Source organism: Dyadobacter sp. Leaf189 (genome assembly GCF_001424405.1).
GTDB lineage: Bacteria > Bacteroidota > Bacteroidia > Cytophagales > Spirosomataceae > Dyadobacter.
Genome location: NZ_LMPS01000004.1, coordinates 690,688 through 708,410, shown reverse-complemented (window position 1 = coordinate 708,410; position 17,723 = coordinate 690,688). Strand labels below are relative to the sequence as shown.

12 protein-coding genes are annotated in these 17,723 nt (G+C 48.4%); 6 read left to right on the top strand and 6 right to left on the bottom strand.

Annotated features, from left to right (window positions below; all coding sequences use genetic code 11):
* The first annotated feature begins 57 nt into the window (after positions 1–57).
* Complete coding sequence (locus tag ASG33_RS12300; RefSeq protein ID WP_056285136.1) at positions 58–1,359, top strand: NAD(P)/FAD-dependent oxidoreductase; 1,302 nt, start codon at positions 58–60, stop codon at positions 1,357–1,359.
* 7 nt (positions 1,360–1,366) lie between these two features.
* Entirely contained in the window at positions 1,367–1,918 is a 552-nt protein-coding gene (locus ASG33_RS12295; protein WP_056285133.1) for a hypothetical protein, read from the top strand.
* Between the two features lie 26 nt (positions 1,919–1,944).
* Here the strand turns inward: ASG33_RS12295 and ASG33_RS12290 are convergent, their stop codons facing one another.
* Together ASG33_RS12290 and ASG33_RS12285 are read right to left on the bottom strand one after the other, a co-directional pair.
* The gene (locus tag ASG33_RS12290) at positions 1,945–2,469 is read right to left on the bottom strand and encodes a DUF4142 domain-containing protein (RefSeq protein ID WP_056285131.1); all 525 of its coding nucleotides are present in this window, start codon (positions 2,467–2,469) and stop codon (positions 1,945–1,947) included.
* A 56-nt stretch (positions 2,470–2,525) separates the two neighbouring features.
* The gene (locus ASG33_RS12285) at positions 2,526–4,532 is read right to left on the bottom strand and encodes a hybrid sensor histidine kinase/response regulator (protein ID WP_229238627.1); all 2,007 of its coding nucleotides are present in this window, start codon (positions 4,530–4,532) and stop codon (positions 2,526–2,528) included.
* 242 nt (positions 4,533–4,774) lie between these two features.
* Here ASG33_RS12285 and ASG33_RS12280 point away from each other — a divergent pair, with 242 nt between their 5' ends.
* Positions 4,775–6,835 (top strand): PAS domain-containing protein, encoded by a 2,061-nt coding sequence (locus tag ASG33_RS12280; RefSeq protein ID WP_056285128.1) that lies wholly within the window; start codon positions 4,775–4,777, stop codon positions 6,833–6,835.
* A gap of 70 nt (positions 6,836–6,905) precedes the next feature.
* On the opposite strand, the gene ASG33_RS12275 is transcribed toward ASG33_RS12280, so the two are convergent.
* Both ASG33_RS12275 and ASG33_RS12270 read right to left on the bottom strand, forming a co-directional pair.
* Positions 6,906–8,531 (bottom strand): NADP-dependent glyceraldehyde-3-phosphate dehydrogenase, encoded by a 1,626-nt coding sequence (locus ASG33_RS12275; protein ID WP_056285124.1) that lies wholly within the window; start codon positions 8,529–8,531, stop codon positions 6,906–6,908.
* Positions 8,532–8,665: 134 nt separating this feature from the next.
* Complete coding sequence (locus ASG33_RS12270) at positions 8,666–10,015, bottom strand: MATE family efflux transporter (protein ID WP_056285121.1); 1,350 nt, start codon at positions 10,013–10,015, stop codon at positions 8,666–8,668.
* Positions 10,016–10,297: 282 nt separating this feature from the next.
* On the opposite strand from ASG33_RS12270, the gene ASG33_RS12265 reads away from it, so the two are divergent.
* The 3 genes from ASG33_RS12265 (at position 10,298) to ASG33_RS12255 (ending at position 15,687) form a co-directional block, all read left to right on the top strand.
* Positions 10,298–12,661 (top strand): TonB-dependent receptor domain-containing protein, encoded by a 2,364-nt coding sequence (locus ASG33_RS12265; protein ID WP_409012524.1) that lies wholly within the window; start codon positions 10,298–10,300, stop codon positions 12,659–12,661.
* 141 nt (positions 12,662–12,802) lie between these two features.
* Entirely contained in the window at positions 12,803–13,252 is a 450-nt protein-coding gene (locus ASG33_RS12260) for a response regulator (RefSeq protein WP_056285118.1), read from the top strand.
* Positions 13,253–13,305: 53 nt separating this feature from the next.
* Positions 13,306–15,687 (top strand): PAS domain-containing protein, encoded by a 2,382-nt coding sequence (locus ASG33_RS12255; protein WP_056285115.1) that lies wholly within the window; start codon positions 13,306–13,308, stop codon positions 15,685–15,687.
* 3 nt (positions 15,688–15,690) lie between these two features.
* On the opposite strand, the gene ASG33_RS12250 is transcribed toward ASG33_RS12255, so the two are convergent.
* Together ASG33_RS12250 and ASG33_RS12245 are read right to left on the bottom strand one after the other, a co-directional pair.
* The gene (locus ASG33_RS12250; RefSeq protein ID WP_056285112.1) at positions 15,691–16,572 is read right to left on the bottom strand and encodes a DMT family transporter; all 882 of its coding nucleotides are present in this window, start codon (positions 16,570–16,572) and stop codon (positions 15,691–15,693) included.
* A gap of 62 nt (positions 16,573–16,634) precedes the next feature.
* A complete protein-coding gene (locus tag ASG33_RS12245; protein ID WP_056285110.1) occupies positions 16,635–17,711 on the bottom strand; it encodes an NADH:flavin oxidoreductase/NADH oxidase in 1,077 nt (358 codons plus the stop codon).
* Between the last annotated feature and the right edge of the window lie 12 nt (positions 17,712–17,723).

Sequence of the window (17,723 nt, the reverse complement as noted above, 5' to 3'; positions counted from 1 at the left end):
CTGAACCCTTCTGAATGAACATAAAAATCATGACCCCCTAAGACCAAAACAGGACTTATGAGAATCGTTATCATTGGAGGAGGATTTGCCGGCGTAAACCTGGCTATGGATCTTGCCAAAAACAAAAAGTTTGACGTGACATTGGTGGATAAAAACAACTACAATTTTTTTCCACCATTGATATATCAGGTAGCCACTGCATTCCTGGAACCTTCGAGCATCAGCTATCCTTTCAGAAAGCTGTTTTCAGAAAGGAGAAACCTGCACTTCCGGCTTGGCGAATTTACAAGGGTAATACCTGAGGAAAACCGCATTATACTCGCAAATGGAGAGTTGGAATACGACCAGCTCGTATTTGCAACCGGCGCAGAAACCAACTTTTTCGGAATGGAGAATGTGAAAAACAACTCCACTCCGATGAAAACGCTGGAAGACGCAATCGGCATGCGTAACAAATTGCTTCAGCAAATGGAAAAGGCGACGATCTGCGAAGATCCCGCCGAAGTAAAAAAGCTGCTCACCGTTGTAATTGCAGGCGGCGGGCCGACCGGAGTTGAGATTTCGGGGATGTTTGCAGAAATGCGGAACGGCGTACTGCGGAAAGAATACCCCGAGCTTGCCGGAAAAGGTAGTGAAATTTACCTGGTCGACGGGGGAGACGCTTTGCTCTCGCCTATGAGTGTGAAATCGCAGCAGGATACCTACGAAGCGCTGAGCAAGCTGGGCGTAAAAATCAAGCTGAATGCGCATGTGGTAGACTTCAAGGAAGATAAGGTTTACTTCACGGACGGTGAATTCATAGAAACCAAAACACTCATCTGGGCTGCCGGAGTTACGGGTAAAGTTTTCGACGGAGTTCCGCCGGAAGCTTACGGAAGAGGCCGCAGAATGCTTGTAGATGCGTATAACAAAGTCAATGGACTGCATAATATATATGCGATCGGCGATGCGTGCCTGCAACTTACTGACGCCAACTTCCCGCAGGGACACCCTCAGGTAGCGCAGGTTGCCATACAGCAGGGGAAAACACTGGCCCACAATTTCAAGGCGGCTGACGAGAACAAAACATTGAAACCGTTTGCATACCACGACAAAGGTTCAATGGCGATTATCGGTCGTGCAAAAGCCGTTGTGGATATGCCACGGCCCAAGCTTCATTTCAAAGGTCTTATTGCGTGGCTTGCCTGGCTTTTCATTCACCTCATCGCATTGATCAACCAGCGTAACAGGATCAAGACGCTTTATAACTGGATGGTCGCGTATTTCACGAAAGACCAGTCTTTGCGGATGATCATTAAGCCGGCCGAACGTGACGAGCAGGAAGCTCCCGTACCTATACAAAAAGTCCCAAGTATCTGATTGCGCTATGACAGAATCTTCATCCTACGCTTACGACTCGCCGGGTACGGTATCTGCTGTTTTTCTGACCAGGGCTGATGCGGATAAAGCATATAAATCGCTTTTGAAAAAAGGCTACACAGAAGACGAGATCTCTGTACTCATGTCCGACGAAACGCTGAACAAGCATTTAAGCGATTCAAGCGATCACTCCGAACCGGAGTCCAGACCGGCGAATGAGGAAGAAAAAGGGAAGGTGATCGGTGGCGCGACAGGCGCATTCACCGGATTATTTATGTCATTAAGCCTCATTGCTGTACCCGGACTGGGGATATCCATTGCCGGCCCGGTTGTGGCCGGGATCACAGGCGCAATTACAGGTCGCACGCTGGGCGGGATTATTGGTGCGCGAATTCCGTCAACACACTCGGAAACATACGAAGAGGGCGTAAAAGAAGGTGGTATCATCATCAGCGTCGACCCCAAGAACCTGGCTGAACGGGATGCTATTATTCAGGATTTCAAACTACACAGTGGCCGTGATATCCTTACCAACGACGGTTATTCCAATTGGGGATAATCCAACTTCAATTAATTTCTCCTTCATTATTGCGGCGACTTGCTGAGCGCTTTGGCTTGTTCGAGATAGCTGCGCAACACCGGAATTTTTCCATTGATCCAGGACTTTAATGCATTGTCCGAAACTGTACCTGCCTGAGCTTCAAAAAAGGAAATGGTATTGGTATGCATAGCTACCATAGTGGCTGCGTAAGTGGTATCAAAAGCAACCATTTTGCGGGAAGCGAGGCTGTCGAGCGCCTGCTGTCGCTCGTCGGAAATCGTGTTGGGGATAGTCAGGTCTTTATCAGCTGCAAATGCCTTCAACTCGTCATTTGATTTTGTATAACCATCGATCATCAATTGTGCAAAGTCCGCATAGTCTTTGGAAGCCTGGTTCTCCAATGCAAGCTGACCCGCGCTGATCTGGAAGAGTCCTTCATCAGCAGCGGCAAGCACAAATGCGCGATCGTCTTCGGTAATGGAAATGCGCCGTGCGTTTTCATCGTCGTCGTCACTACAGGAAAGGGTGAGCGTAAGCAGAAGCAGGAAATACAGGCGGGGCTTTTTCATGAGAGTTGCAATGGTTTGTGCAAGCTCAAATAATATTATGCCAATCAGAAGTGGGATTAAAGGTCGCTGTCCTTGTTCCTTTTATAGGAAGCAATTTTGGAATAAAGCTCGGCAGGACTGAAAGGTTTACTGATATAATCGTTCATGCCAACTGTAAATGCAATATCCTTGATATCCATCATCGCCGAGGCGGTAAGTGCAACAATGGGAAGATTTGCATATTTCTCACCGGGAAGCTGCCTGATTTTCAAAGTAGCCTCGTACCCGTCCATTTCGGGCATTTGAAGATCCATTAACACCAGATCGTAATCGGCCAGCTGCACCTTTTGCAATGCAATCAGCCCGTTATCGGCTACGTCATAATCAACCTTCCATTGTTTCATGAAGTTGCGCATCAGGAGCACGTTGATCGCATTGTCTTCCACAATAAGTACCCGCATTCCTTCCAGGCTGAACGTGCCGGTGAATGTACCCGCAGTCTGTTGGGCAAGTTGTTTTTCGCTGATTTTGAATGCGAGACTGAAATAGAATGCGGATCCTTGTCCCGGTTCGCTTTCGACGTAGATTTTGCTTTGCTGTAATTCCAGAAGCTTTTTTGTGATGGTAAGCCCGAGACCTGAGCCGCCGTATTTCCGTGTCGTATCGGAGGTTGCCTGGGTAAAGCTGTCGAATATGTTTTCGATTTTGTCAGGCGGGATCCCGATTCCGGTATCTTCCACCCGGAAGTCAATGAGGATGGTGTCGCCTTCCCTTTTGGCCACATCAGCCGAGATCGTCACTTTGCCGCGCTCTGTGAATTTGACTGCATTGCTCACCAGGTTCGTCAGTATCTGCCCCAGCCTGACCGGGTCTCCCGTCACCGTTACATTGACGCTGTTGGTTACTTTTAATTTCAGCAGGATACCCTTTTCATTCGCTTTCTGAAGAACACCCGAGCGGATGTTTTCCAGCAGGAACAATACATTGAAATCTGTCTCCTCAAACTCGATCTTGCCAGCCTCTATTTTACTGAAATCAAGAATATCGTTGATCAGTACCAGCAGGTTTTCGGCAGAAAATTTCAGGATGTTCAGATACTCCATTTGCTCCGAAGTCGGATTTTGCTGCAGCAGCAAATGGGTGAAGCCGATCACCGCATTCATGGGCGTGCGGATCTCGTGGCTCATGGTTGAGAGAAACTGCGATTTGGCCACAGCCGCCATTTCCGCCATTTCCTTGGCGTGGATCAGCTCCTGCTCCGCTTTCTTCTGGTTATCAATGTCCATGATCGCGCCATACAACTTGACAACCTTGCCGGAAGCGTCGGTATAAGGTTTTCCAATGGCGTGTATGAACTTGATATTTCCGTCCGGCATCACAATCCGCAGGTCAAAGCTTGCGGGTTCAAGGTTATTGATTGCCTCCCGGATGTGTTTTCTGTATAGTTGAAGATCATCCGGGTGGATCATTCTGGAAAAAAGCTCGGTATCCGGCCCGGCATAGTCCGGTTCCAAACCGAAAATCCGGAAAGCTTCGTCAGACCAGAAGTTCTGACCGGTTACCAGATCTGCCTCCCAGCTGCCGCTGTGCGTAAGTTGCTGCGATTCGGCCAGCAATGCCTCGCTGCGCCTGATTGCTTCCTCTGCCTGCTTGCGCTGCGTTATATCGTGCCACACGACGAGCAGTACCTTCTTATTGTTGATCGGAACGGGATTGAGGGTAACTTCAACAGGGAACTCTTCTCCATTGATTCTCCGGTGAATCCACTCGAATCGATTGTAGCCGCTTTCATAAGCCAGCTTATCCATTGCCTTCGACTTCTCGGAAGATAACTGTCCGTCAGGCTGGTATTCAGGAGAAAAAGCAGCAGGGTGAATGGAGAGCAGTTCTTTTTTGTCTTTGCAACCCAGCATTGTCACAGCGGCCTGGTTGCAGTCGATAATCCCGTTTTCATCAAAGAGCAAATGCGCATCTGTAGAATACTGGAATATAACAGCCAGTTTCTCTTGCAGGAGCTCCCGCTCGATATCATCTTGCGAACCGGTTCGCCTGAATGCTTCGTCTCCTGTCGCTGGTAAACTCATGCCGGTGGCTGCTGTTTTTTATAGAAGAAGGTTTACAATTAAAGAAGATTCTGACCACTTTTCCAAAGCGGTTTTAAATAGAAAGGCAAATAACGATGCCAGTAAAAATTTAACTTATTGAACGGTATTGAAGCGGCAGACATTGCTTTCGAAAGTACAAATAATCGGATGTTAATTCAAGATCGGAATCGCGAATGCAGCCGTGATCTCGTAAATTGATTAGTGACAACATTGCCTAGGGCATGAATGCAGATTATAACTCATTAATAAAGCGGATTGCCGACCTGGAAGAGGAACTGGCGAAAGCGCGTGCTTCTAATACGACCTCTTTCGGCGAACTCCGGGAAGCGGAGGGCGAGGGCTGGAATGAAGCAGAGGCGAGGATTCGGGAGAGTGAAGAGCGGTTCCGGGTCATTGCTGATACTGCGCCCGTTCTCATCTGGCTTTCGGGCATTGATAAAAGCTGCTACTTCTTCAATAAAGGGTGGCTGGATTTCACAGGCAAAACCATCGAGCAGGAATTCGAGAACGGCTGGGTAGCAGGTGTTCATCCCGACGATCTGGAGCGTTGCCTGCACATTTACACGTCGAGCTTTGATGCAAGGCAGGATTTCAACATGGAATACAGGCTCCGCAGGTTCGATGGGACCTATCGCTGGATTGCCGACAGGGGTGTGCCCCGCTATACTTCCGACGGTGTCTTTATCGGCTATGTGGGCGGTTGTATGGATGTGCACGAGCAGAAAAACTTTGCCGAGGAGCTCGAACGTAAAGTGGAGCAAAGAACCGAGCAGCTGAAAAGATCGGAGGAGTTTTTACAATCTATACTTAACACGACCAGCAATAGCATATCGTCCTACGAGGCGGTGCGGAATGAACAGCAGCGCATTGTCGACTTCCGGATCGTGTATACCAATTCGGAAGCTTTTTTCAGGAAAGCGGAAGGACAGCTGGGAGTTATAGGCGCGAGGTGCAGTGAAGTTTATCCGGACATTTTTGAGAATGGTGTTTTTGAAAAATTAACGAAGTGCCTGGAAAGCGGCATGTCCGATAACTTTCAGGTGAGTCACGTGCGTGGAGGGGATGTTACCTGGTACGATGCGTCGATCGAAAAGCTGGGTGACGGTGTGACCGTAACAGAGCGCAACATTACTGAACAGCTCCGGTCGGATATGGAGCTGCTGGACCTGAACCGGAAACTGAAAATCCAGAATTCAATTTTCAAGCATTCGGAAGAAAACGCGAATGTGGGTAGCTATGCGTGGAACCTTACTACCAGCGAACTGGAATGTTCCGACAATCTCTACCGCCTGATCGGTTATGAGCCGCAGGAATTTGCGCCTTCTTTCGAACAATTCATCTCGTTTTTACACCCGAATGACCGCAGCAAAGCTATCCGGGACGGTATACGGGCGTTTGAGACGAAAGTCCTGATCCAAAGTACCTACCGTGTTGTTACGCGTACCGGTGATATCAAGCACTTGCGCCTGAGCGGGAATTTTATTCTGGAAGCAGGTAACCAGCTGATGATCGGTGCATTGCAGGATGTTTCGAAAGACATTAAGCTGAATGAGGCGTTGCGGATCAAAAACATTGAACTGCGGCGAAACAATGAGGAGCTTGCATCTTTCAGCTATGTCGCCTCCCACGATCTGCAGGAGCCACTGCGCAAGATCCGCGCGTTCAGTGGACGCATTCTGGAAAGAGAAAAGCACCTTTCTGAAAATTCCACCGACTATTTCAACCGGATTATGCTCGCGGCTGCCAGGATGCAAAAGCTGATCGAAGCACTGCTGAGTTACTCGGGGACAAATTCAAACAACATACAGTTTGTGGATACAGATATCAACGGGATCGTACAAGAGGTAATCACAGATCTGGAAGGGATTATTGACGAGAAAAAGGTTGTATTTGAACTGGGTAAGCTGCCCGTAATTCCCGTAATACCTGTACAATTTTACCAGCTGATGCAAAACCTGGTTAGTAACGGAATCAAATACAGCAGGCAGGGGGAAGTGCCGGTAATCCGCATTAATTGTGAGATTATTACCAAAGAAGGAGACGAAAGCGAGTTTTATAAAATCAGCGTGGAAGATAACGGGATCGGTTTCGATCAGCAATATGAGAGCCGTATTTTCGATCTGTTCCAGCGGCTGCACGGTAAAAACGAATACGAAGGAACAGGTATTGGCCTGGCAATCTGTAAGAAAATCGTGCAGAACCACGACGGCTATATTACCGCAGAGGGGCGACCAGGACAAGGGGCTACATTTAATGTTTACCTGCCTGTCAGCCGGGACTGATCTTAGTTTTGGTATAAATGAAAAAACCTTCTCAATGCGGACTGAGAAGGTTTTTTCATTTATGTTATTATTAGAAAATAAACTTGGTGCTCAGGAAATTGGATGTATCCTCGTGCACGATCTCGTTGATCAGCTGTTTATTTTGCTCGTTCATTTTAAATGCGACAAGCGAACGGATAGAGAATGCACGAATGGCGTCGGGAACAGATAATGTACCTTCCGCACTGTCCTTGCGGCCCGTGAAGGGGAAAACATCCGGTCCGCGCTGACATTGTGTATTGATATTCACCCGACTTACCTGGTTCACAAGCGGATCAATCAGCGCAGCTACTTCGTCGGCATCGTTGCTGAAAATACTTACCTGCTGCCCGTGGGTAGACTCGATTAAGAATTCGATTGTCTCTTCAAGATCCTCGAATGGAACTACCGGTACGATTGGACCGAACTGTTCTTCATGGTACAGCTTCATTTCTTTATTCACCGGATAAACCACCGCCGGGTAGAAGAACGAGCCTTCCGATTTTCCACCATTTTCATTCACGACAGACGCGCCGTGCGTTAATGCATCGGAAATGCATTCATTGAGGTATTCGATCTTGTTGGTTTCCGGAAGTGGGGTGAGGGAAACACCTTTCTCCCACGGCATTCCAAATTTAAGCGTACCTACGGCGGCGCTCAGTTTTTCCAGGAACTGGTCAGCCACGCTTTTATGTACCCAAATGATCTTTAATGCAGTACAGCGCTGTCCATTGAAGGAAAGTGCACCCAGGATGATCTCCTTAACTGCGAGGTCAAGATCTGCATTGGGAGTAACTATCGCCGCATTCTTTGCGTCCAGTCCTAAAACGGCACGCAGCCTGTTTACTTTCGGGTGCTGCTTTTTCAGCTCATTGGCAACCTTACTCGATCCGATCAGCGTAAGTACATTGATTTTACCGGATTGCATCAGCCCGGGTACGATGGCATTCCCGCGACCGTAAATCACATTAACAACCCCTTTTGGAAAACAATCTCTGAATGCTTCCTGCAAAGGGTAATGTAGTAACGTACCGAATTTCGGGGGTTTGAAGAGAATGGTATTGCCCATGATCAGGGCAGGGATCAATGTGGTAAATGTCTCATTGAGCGGGTAGTTGAACGGCCCCATACAAAGTACAACACCCAGCGGGGAGCGGCGTGCCTGCGCGGCAATTCCGTCCACAATATCGAAGCCGGATGAATCCCGGTCGAGGTTTTTCAGTGAGTCAATGGTTGCGTAAATGTATTCAACGGTCCGGTCAAATTCCTTGGCAGAGTCAGCGAACGATTTACCGATCTCCCACATAATGAGCTTGACAATAATGTCTTTCTGCTCGATCATGAGGCCGGTGAATTTCTCGACCCGGTGGATCCTTTCCGCTACGCCCATTGTCGGCCACTCGCCGCGACCGTTGTTATAAGCAGCAACTGCCGCATTCAGCGACTCTTCGGCTTCTGCGGCTGTACAAACCGGGTAACTGCCTATCAGCTTCCTTTCAAGTCCGTTTTCTGTTTTGACACAAACGGGTGAGTAAACTTCGTGAACAGGACCATCCCAGGGTTTCATGACACCGTCGCTCAGGTATTCGCGCTGGTGGATCAGGGAGGGTAAGCTAAACTCCGACGGGATTTCGCTTTCTTCGACAAAGATGTTCTTCAATGCGGCGTTAAAATCCATTTTCTAACTGGCTAAATGAATGCTTGGTTTATTTAAGTAATGATTTTTGAAGACGGACAGTTCCCGTTAGAAAGACCTGACGACGTATATTACCAAATAACCTTAAACACTGTTTGCAATTAGCGGAGATCAGCTCAAATGCGGCTCGCAGCGGGCACTGCTGCATTCCTTTTGCCCATTTTCAAAAAACGGGTGATCAGGAACCCTGAGGCCAGCGTAAGTCCGGCGATCAGTCCGAGCCACATACCAGGCGCACCCATACCAAAATGAAATGCAAGCAGGTAACCCACCGGAATACCAATTACCCAGTACGCAATCCCGATCAGGAAAGTGGGCGTTTTTACATCCTTGATGCCCCGTAGAAGTCCGGCACCGATCGCCTGGGTACTGTCCGATATCTGGAAAATAGCAGCAAATAGCAGCAGCAATGCAGCAAGTGAAACAACCTGCGGCTCTTTATTGAATGCGAAAGGCAGTATTTGCCGTAGCGCCACGAACATCGTAGCGCACAAGATTCCGTAAATCAATGCGGTGATCAGGGTACTCTTGCCGATCACGATGATCTTCTGCCAGTCGGACCTGCCCAGCGCATTGCTGACGCGGATAGAGCCTGCCTGGGCTAGTCCCATGGAGACCATGAATGTAAATGAAGCGCAGCTCAGTGCGATCTGGTGTGCGGCTTGCGATACCGCACCTAATGTACCGATGATGATCCCCGATACTGCAAATGCACCCGCCTCCATACCGATCTGCAGGCTGCTTGGTACGCCGATATGCAGGAGCTCGCCCATAGTGTTGCTTTTCAGCTTCCACTGTTTGCGGCGCACTGCAATGTATTTGGCGAAGGTTTTGTGGCTGAGTACTACGTAACCCAGCGCCAGGAACATGCAGGTACGGGTAATCAGCGTAGCCCAGCCGGCACCCAGCAGTTCAAGCCGCGGAAAGCCCCAGTTGCCGTAAATAAGCAGCCAGTTCAGCAGAATGTTGAGCGGCATACCTGCCAGCGAGAATATCATGGCAGTGCGGGTGGATTCCAGTCCGTCTGCAAATTGTTTCAATGTCATAAAAAGCAACATCGGGATAATGGAAATCCCCATCAGCTGCATGAATGGAATTGCAAGGGTAACTACCTCCGGATCCTGGCCAAGGTGATAAAGCAGGTCTTTGCCAAACACCAGAGTGAATGATATAGCGAGCGCGGTGAGGGTACAAAGCACAAAACCATTGAACAGGTAATGTGAAACTTGCTGCGCATCCTGCTTTCCATTCGCAAGCGACACCATTTGGGATACCGAGATTGTCATTCCGATCCCGATCACGAAAGGAATGTTCATGGCATTGATCACCAGGGCAGCAGCAGCCAGGTGCTTGTAGCTGATCGCGCCTACCATCGCGCTGTCGATCAGGTGGAGCGCCATTTGGGCAAGCTCTCCGATGATGATTGGAAAGGCTAATCTTAACGTTTGTGAGGCTTCGTTTTTCATGGAATCGTGTGGATATGCTAAAAAGGTTGCAAAGGTAGCCAATTAGAGGTCAGCGCAAGAATCTTTCGTCCTATTATGTAGCAGGTTAGAGTAAATCCGGTTTGCAAACCGGTTTCTATTGTTAGCAATTTCAAGGCAGTGAGTATCGATAAAAATATTACAAAAAACAGAATGGGCATGAACAGGGAGTTCGCCGCTGGCGGGGCGCCGGCAGTGGGACAGAGGCAATTTTTGAAGGCATTTGGTTTGTTCGCGTGTGTTTGTCTCAGTGCCTTCGGCGCAATGGGGCAGGGTACTGCAAAGCTGAAAGTAACCGGTAAGATCGTAGACGCACAAACAAGCGGTCCGCTGGGATATGCGAGTATCAGGCTCTTTAAAGCCGCGGACAGTTCTTTTGTAAGCGGTGCAATTACCGACGAAACGGGAGGCTTCATTGTCGACATTTCAGCAGGTAACTACTATGCACTTTCAGAATTTATCGGGTACAAGCCGCAGTTCACATCCAACGTACGTCTTACTGCCGCCAATTCTCCGTTTGATTTAGGATTAATCAAAGTCAGCCCTTCTGCACGCACATTGGACGAAGTGACGGTTCAGGCAGAGAAAAGCACCATGGAACTGTCTCTTGACAAAAAAATATTTAATGTAGGTAAAGACCTCGCCAATGCGGGTGGAACAGCCGTGGATATACTCACAAATGTACCCTCAGTTGCTGTAGACGTGGAAGGCAATGTAAGTCTGCGCGGAAGTGGTAATGTGCGTATACTCATCGACGGTAAACCTTCGGGCCTGGTAAGCATCAAAGGAGCAAGCGGCTTGCAGCAGTTGCAGGGAAGCATGATCGAGCGGGTTGAAATTATCACTAATCCGTCGGCGCGCTATGAAGCCGAGGGAATGGGAGGGGTGATCAATATCGTTTTGAAAAAAGAACGGAAAGAGGGTATCAACGGATCTTTCGACATTATAACGGGGCACCCGACCAACTACGGAGCGGCGGCCAATGTTAATTACAGGCGCAAGAACCTTAACTTCTTCATTAATTATACCATGTCGTACCGGAACACGCCGGGTAAAAACTTCGTATACCAGGAGCTTTACCGTGACGATTCCACGTTCATCATGGAGCGGGATATGAAGACCAATCTGAAAGGAATGGCCAACTCTGCACGCGGGGGAATCGATTATTATTTTAATCCCAAAAACATCCTGACCGGCTCCTATACCTGGCGCACAAGCAAGGGTAAACGTTTTTCAACACTGACTTACCGGGATTACCTGACGAACAAGAACAATCTTACGAGCTACACGATCCGTACCCAGGACGAAACAGAAACGGAGCCCAATTCAGAGTATTCCATTACTTACAAGAAGACATTTAACCGTAAAGGCCAGGAGTTTACAGCAGATGTGCGGTATCTCGACAACTGGGAAAACTCTGACCAGTACTACAATGAGAACGTGTACAATCCGAATGGAAGTCCGTTGGATATAGCGCCGCTATTGCAGCGGGCTGTGAACTATGAAACGGAGAAGCAGCTGCTTTTCCAGGCTGATTATGTGCATCCGTTTGCCAAGGACGGCAAGTTTGAGGCGGGAGGCAGGAGCAGCTCACGCGATATGACAAACGATTACACCGTAACACAGCGGGCAAACGACGGCGGCTGGATCACCTTACCAAATTTGACCAACGATTTCCTGTACGAAGAGAACATCAATGCGGTTTACGGGATCGTTGGCAATAAAACTGGTAAGGTATCTTATCAGGCGGGGTTGCGTGCGGAATGGACAGGGGTAACAACCGAGTTGAAGCAGACTGCAGAGGTGAATAAACGAACTTATGCCAATCTGTTCCCGAGCGTGCATGTTACTTATGACCTGGCAAAACAGAATGCATTCCAGCTCAGTTTCAGCCGCAGGGTGCGCCGGCCGCAGTATAACGACCTGAGTCCGTTCGCGACGTACAGCGATAACCGGAATTATTGGAGCGGAAATCCCGACCTTAATCCGGAGTTCACGAATGCATTTGAGCTTGGCCACATCAAGTACCTCGCAAAAGGTTCGCTTACTTCTTCGCTTTACTACCGGCATACGAATGGGAAGATCACGAGTATCCGGCGCGTGCAGGAGGATGGAAGCTCTTATACGCGGCCCGAGAACCTGGGTACCGAGGATGCTTACGGAGCAGAGTTTACGAGCTCTTTCAATCCGGTTCAATGGTGGAAATTTGATGCAAGCTTCAATTTTTTCAGGGCAATTACCGACGGCGCGAATGTGGATGATACTTTCAAAAGTGATACTTACAGCTGGTTTGTACGTGCCATGTCGCGGCTGACATTGTGGAAAACAACCGACGTACAACTTCGCGGTAACTATGAGGCGCCGCAGCAAACCCCGCAAGGCAGAAGAAAAGCGCTTGCCACGCTCGATCTCGCAGCCACCCGGGATATCCTGAAAAACAATGCTACGCTGACGCTCAGTGTGATTGATGTTTTCAATTCCCGCAAGTTCAGGTCGATTACGGAGGGAGCCAATTTTTATACAAGAAACAGCTCGCAGGGAAGGCTGCGGCAAATCAATCTTACACTAAACTATCGCTTGCACCAGGCGAAGAAAAAGCCGAAAGAGAGCCTTGAAGGCGATTTTTAGGAATTCTCTTTTTATTTAAAATTTTAATTTTCTTACCTTGTATATGATTTTGAAATCGTGAGCAAGTAAACCATTATTAAGGTTTTACGGAATGTATTGATCAACGTTTTTGTTATCTACCCTAATACTTAATTTTGGACTATGAGCACTAAACCAAATAAATCAATTTTCCTCGCCGACGACGATGCAGACGACTGCATGTTGTTCGAGGATGCGCTAAGGGAGGTAAGTACTTCTGCTGAGCTGGTGACTGCGAATGACGGGGTTGAGCTTATTAACTTAATGGAAACCACGGTACCACCTCCGCCCGACGTGATATTTCTCGATCTCAACATGCCGAGGAAAAACGGGTTTGAATGTCTTGAACAAATCAGAAATACGAAAGAATGGGAGGGTATTCCTGTTGTGATTTTCTCAACTAGCGGACAGGAAGAAATGGTGCGTAAGGTACATCAGCAGGGAGCCAACTTTTTTATCAGGAAACCAGGCTCTTTCCCCAAATTGAAGCAGGCGATCAAGCAGGTGCTGGACATTGACTGGAAGAAGCACAACTGGGCTCCGGCAGCAGAAAATTTTTATTATCAGTATTAATCCTTCCTTTTGTTCACTGTTTACTTTTGTAAAGTACAACTCCCTACGAACAAGTGAACGAACCAGGCGCATCTCCTCAAAATCCGGAGTTTATAACTAAGCAGCCGACAGACAGCGAAAGCAGATTCAGAAGCGTGATGAAGCAGGCTCCCGTGGGAATGGCTATCCTCCGTGGAGAAAGCTTTTTTGTGGAAATGGCCAATGATACCTACCTGAGTATCGTTGATCGTGAGGAAGTGGCTTTTGTAGGAAAACCGCTTTTTGAAGCATTGCCGGAAGTACGGGACTATGTAGAGCCGATCCTGCTCAACGTCCTTAAAACAGGACAGCCTTTTTACGGTAACGAGTTCGAAGTTATCCTCCGCAGGTTCGGTGAGCCGCAGCAATGTTACTTCAACTTTGTATATCAACCCCTTTTTGAAGATACAGGAGAAACTTCCGGGATCATCGTCGTGGCAACGGAGGTTACCCAGCAGGTTTTGTCCAAACAGGCGCTGTTAAGAAGCGAAAACCTGTTCAGGAACCTGGTTACGCAATCCCAATTTGCAAAAGCCATTTTTAAAGGCGAAGATTTTGTGATCAGCATTGCCAATGAAACAATGCTGAAAGATCTCTGGCGACGGGAAGAGAGCGAGGTAGTGGGGCGGAAGCTGCTGGATGTTTTTCCAGAGCTGAGAGACCAGAAGTTTGTCAATATTCTTAACCACGTATACAGTTCAGGTCAAATTTACCGTGAAAACGAAGCGCTGGCTTATGTGGACGGACCTGACGGTTTGAAGACCTTCTATCTCGATTTTCAGTATGCGCCGATGTACGAGCTCGACGGAACGGTGTCGGGCATTATGGTTTCGGTCAATGATGTAACTGAAAAGGTGAGATTCCGTCAGCAGATTGCCGAAGCAGCGGACAGGCTCTCACTTGCGACAGACGGTACCAAGCTTGCAACCTGGGATTTGAACCTGCAAACCTATGAAATCATCTATTCAGGCAGGTTAGCAACGATTTTCGGATATGATGAATCGGCTGTGCTCACTCACGCTGCATTGCGCGACCATATACACCCCGAGGACCGGAAGGCGATCGTTGAAAAGGCATTTGAAGCTGCGCTGGAAACGGGAAGCTATTACTACGAAGCGAGGGTAATCCATCCTGATAAATCCATTCACTGGATCCGGACACAAGGCAAGATATTGTACAAGGACAATCATGTTCCGCACAGAATGCTGGGAACCATGATGGATATAACCGATAGAAAAGAGTCGGAACTTGCATTGAAGGCAAGCGAAGGCAAATTCAGGACGCTTGCAGACTCCATGCCGCAGCTGGTTTGGACTGCCGACTCGGAAGGATACATTAACTATCTTAACAAATCAGTTTACGATTACGCCGGCGCTCGGGACGGTCGCATTTACGGAGATCTTTGGTCCAATATTGTGCATCCCGACGATGTAAATGAAAACCGAAGACTATGGGAGTTGTCTGTTCAGACGGGTAAGGATTTCGTTTTTGAACATCGACTGAGAAGGGCAGACGGCGAGTACAGGTGGAACCTGAGCCGCGCTATTCCGCAACGGAATCCGGATGGAAGTATCCTGATGTGGGTCGGTACCAGCACTGATATTCACGAAAGTAAGCTGTTCATTGATCAGCTGGAAAGCAAGGTGCAAATGCGTACACGCGAGCTGACAGTGGCGAATAATGAGCTGGTGCGCACCAATATGGAGCTGGCGCAATTTGCCTATGTGGCCAGCCACGATTTGCAGGAGCCACTTCGTAAAATACAGACATTCGCAACGCGTATTCTCGAAACTGAGTACAATAATCTCTCGGAACGTGGTCGTGATTATTTCGACAGAATGCAGGCTTCGTCAACACGGATGCAACAGCTGATCATTGACTTACTTGCGTTTTCGCGAGCTAATGCAGTTGAAAAGCATTTTGAATACACGGATCTGAACCTGATTTTGAAGAATGTAAAGGAGCAGCTTAGTGACCAGATCAATAGCCGCCACGCGCAGATTTTAAGCGATGTGCTACCTTCCTGCGAGGTGATCGTTTACCAGTTTGAGCAGCTTTTTACGAATATTATTGCCAATGCATTGAAGTTCGTGCGGCCAGGGGAAAATCCGGTTGTTAATATAAAATCCGGTACAATAACCGGGAGCATGGTCCCGATAGCTGGGGCTGATCCGGCTGTAACTTACAGGTCTATATCTTTCACCGACAATGGGATCGGTTTTGATCAACAGTTTAAAGAACGCATTTTTCAGGTATTTCAGCGGCTGCACAACAGGAGCGCCTATGAAGGAACGGGAATCGGGCTTGCGATCTGTAAAAAGATTGTTGAAAACCACCAGGGCTTTATCGACGCGGTAGGTACGCCGGGAGAAGGCTCTACCTTCATTATTTATCTGCCCGAATCGAGGAGCAGATAACGCTTATATTTCCAATTCGTTACTTACTTCCGGGCGTTTTTTGGTGCGGTAGGTAATAGCTATTCCGGCGAGAATGATCAATCCGCCCAGGATCATTTGCAATGTGATTTGCTCGCCAATGAAAATCCAGGCAAAGAACCCGCTCACGACTGCCTGGCTTAGAAGGCTCAGGGAAACCTTTTTTGCATCCATTTTCTTGACTGCATAATTCAGTGCCAGCCAGCCTACCAACTGGCAAATCAAACCCTGAACAACGAATACACCCCAGACAGTTGTGTCAAATCCCCCGATTGGTTGTTGAAATACAAGGCAGATTAGCAGCAGGTAAATGCTCGACACTGCCATATTGATCGTCATAAAACTCACAATATCCACTTTCCCGAGTACCGCTTTGCTGACCAGTATGTAAGTGGCATACAGCAAGCCGGAGAACATCGCCAGCCAGAAACCTGCATCGAGTTGAAAGCTGGTAAATTGCTCGAATCCGATCAGTACAACAATGCCCGCAAGCGCCACCAATGTACCTGTCCAAAAAGCAGATTTGGGTTTATCAGGCAAAAAGAGGAATGAGCCAAGGCCGACCCATACCGGTGACAGGTTGGCCAGCAATGTTGCCTGAGTTACGTTGGAGAGTGTAATTGACAAATTCCAGACAGCAATGTCCGACGCGAAGATCAGACCGCAAAGGATGATCGGGATCCATTGATCCCGATCAGGCCAGCGGAATTTCTTTGTCAAAAAAACATAAGGCAGGATCAGGACGAAGCCGAAGAACATCCGGTAGAATGCCGACGTAATCCCCGAAACCGGAGCCCATTTAACCAGAACAGGAAAAATGCTGATGCTAACTAGCCCAATAATAAGTGCGGTACGGGGATTTAGCATAAATCGGTATTTTCAGGCAAATATAAGCTTCGTTACCTATTTGGCAGCTGCTTACCGCCAGCTTAGTTCGCAGCTGGCTTTGCACGGTCATATTGGATCGGCCAGGCAACATCGTCGCCCAGTTCATGTGCGGCATGCAATGCAAAATACGGGTCGCGAAGCAACTCACGCGCCATTACGATCAGATCGGCTTCTTTGTTTTTTAGAATATCTTCCGCCTGTTGCGCCTCGGTGATCAAACCCACTGCACCAGTGAGAGCTGTTGTTTCTTTTTTGATTTTGGCAGAAAACGGAACCTGGTACGAAGGTCCGACAGGGATTTTTGCATTAGAAGCAAGGCCGCCGGAGGAAACGTCAATTAACGATATCCCTTTATCGGTCAGGATTTGAGCAAGTTTCGTCGACTCTTCTTCGTTCCATCCATTCTCCACCCAGTCAGTGGCCGAAATACGTACAAACACGGGAAGTTCTGCGGGCCAGACGTTTTGAATGGCGTCTACCACTTCCAGTAAAATGCGAATGCGGTTTTCAAAGCTGCCGCCGTAGTTATCCGTCCGCGTGTTGCTGAGCGGGGATAAAAACTGGTGAATGAGGTACCCGTGCGCCGCGTGGATTTCTATAACCTTGAAACCAGCTTGCAATGAACGTTGCGCAGCTGCTGCAAAATCAGCAACTACCTTTTCAATGCCCGCCTGATCAAGTTCCAGCGGCGTGTCTTCGCTGTGGTGGAATGGAATGGGAGAGGGGGCAAGTGTTTTCCAGCCACCCTGATCCAGCGGAACTTGTCCCCGGCCTTTCCAGGCAGGGTAAGTGCTCGCTTTGCGACCTGCGTGGGCCAGCTGTATCCCGGCGACTGCGCCTTGTCCGGCAATGAAATCGGTGATCTGTTTCAGCTTTTCGATGTGTTCGTCTTTCCATATACCCAAATCCTCGGGAGAAATGCGGCCTTCCGGAGAGACTGCCGTTGCCTCGGCTATTAACAGGGCAGCGCCACCAACTGCGCGGCTGCCGAGATGCACGAGGTGCCAGTCATTTGCAAAACCATCTACGGATGAATATTGGCACATGGGCGAAACCACAATGCGGTTTCTTAGTTCTATGCTTTTTAGTTTAAGCGGAGTGAAAAGAAGTGAAGACATGAAATTTTATTG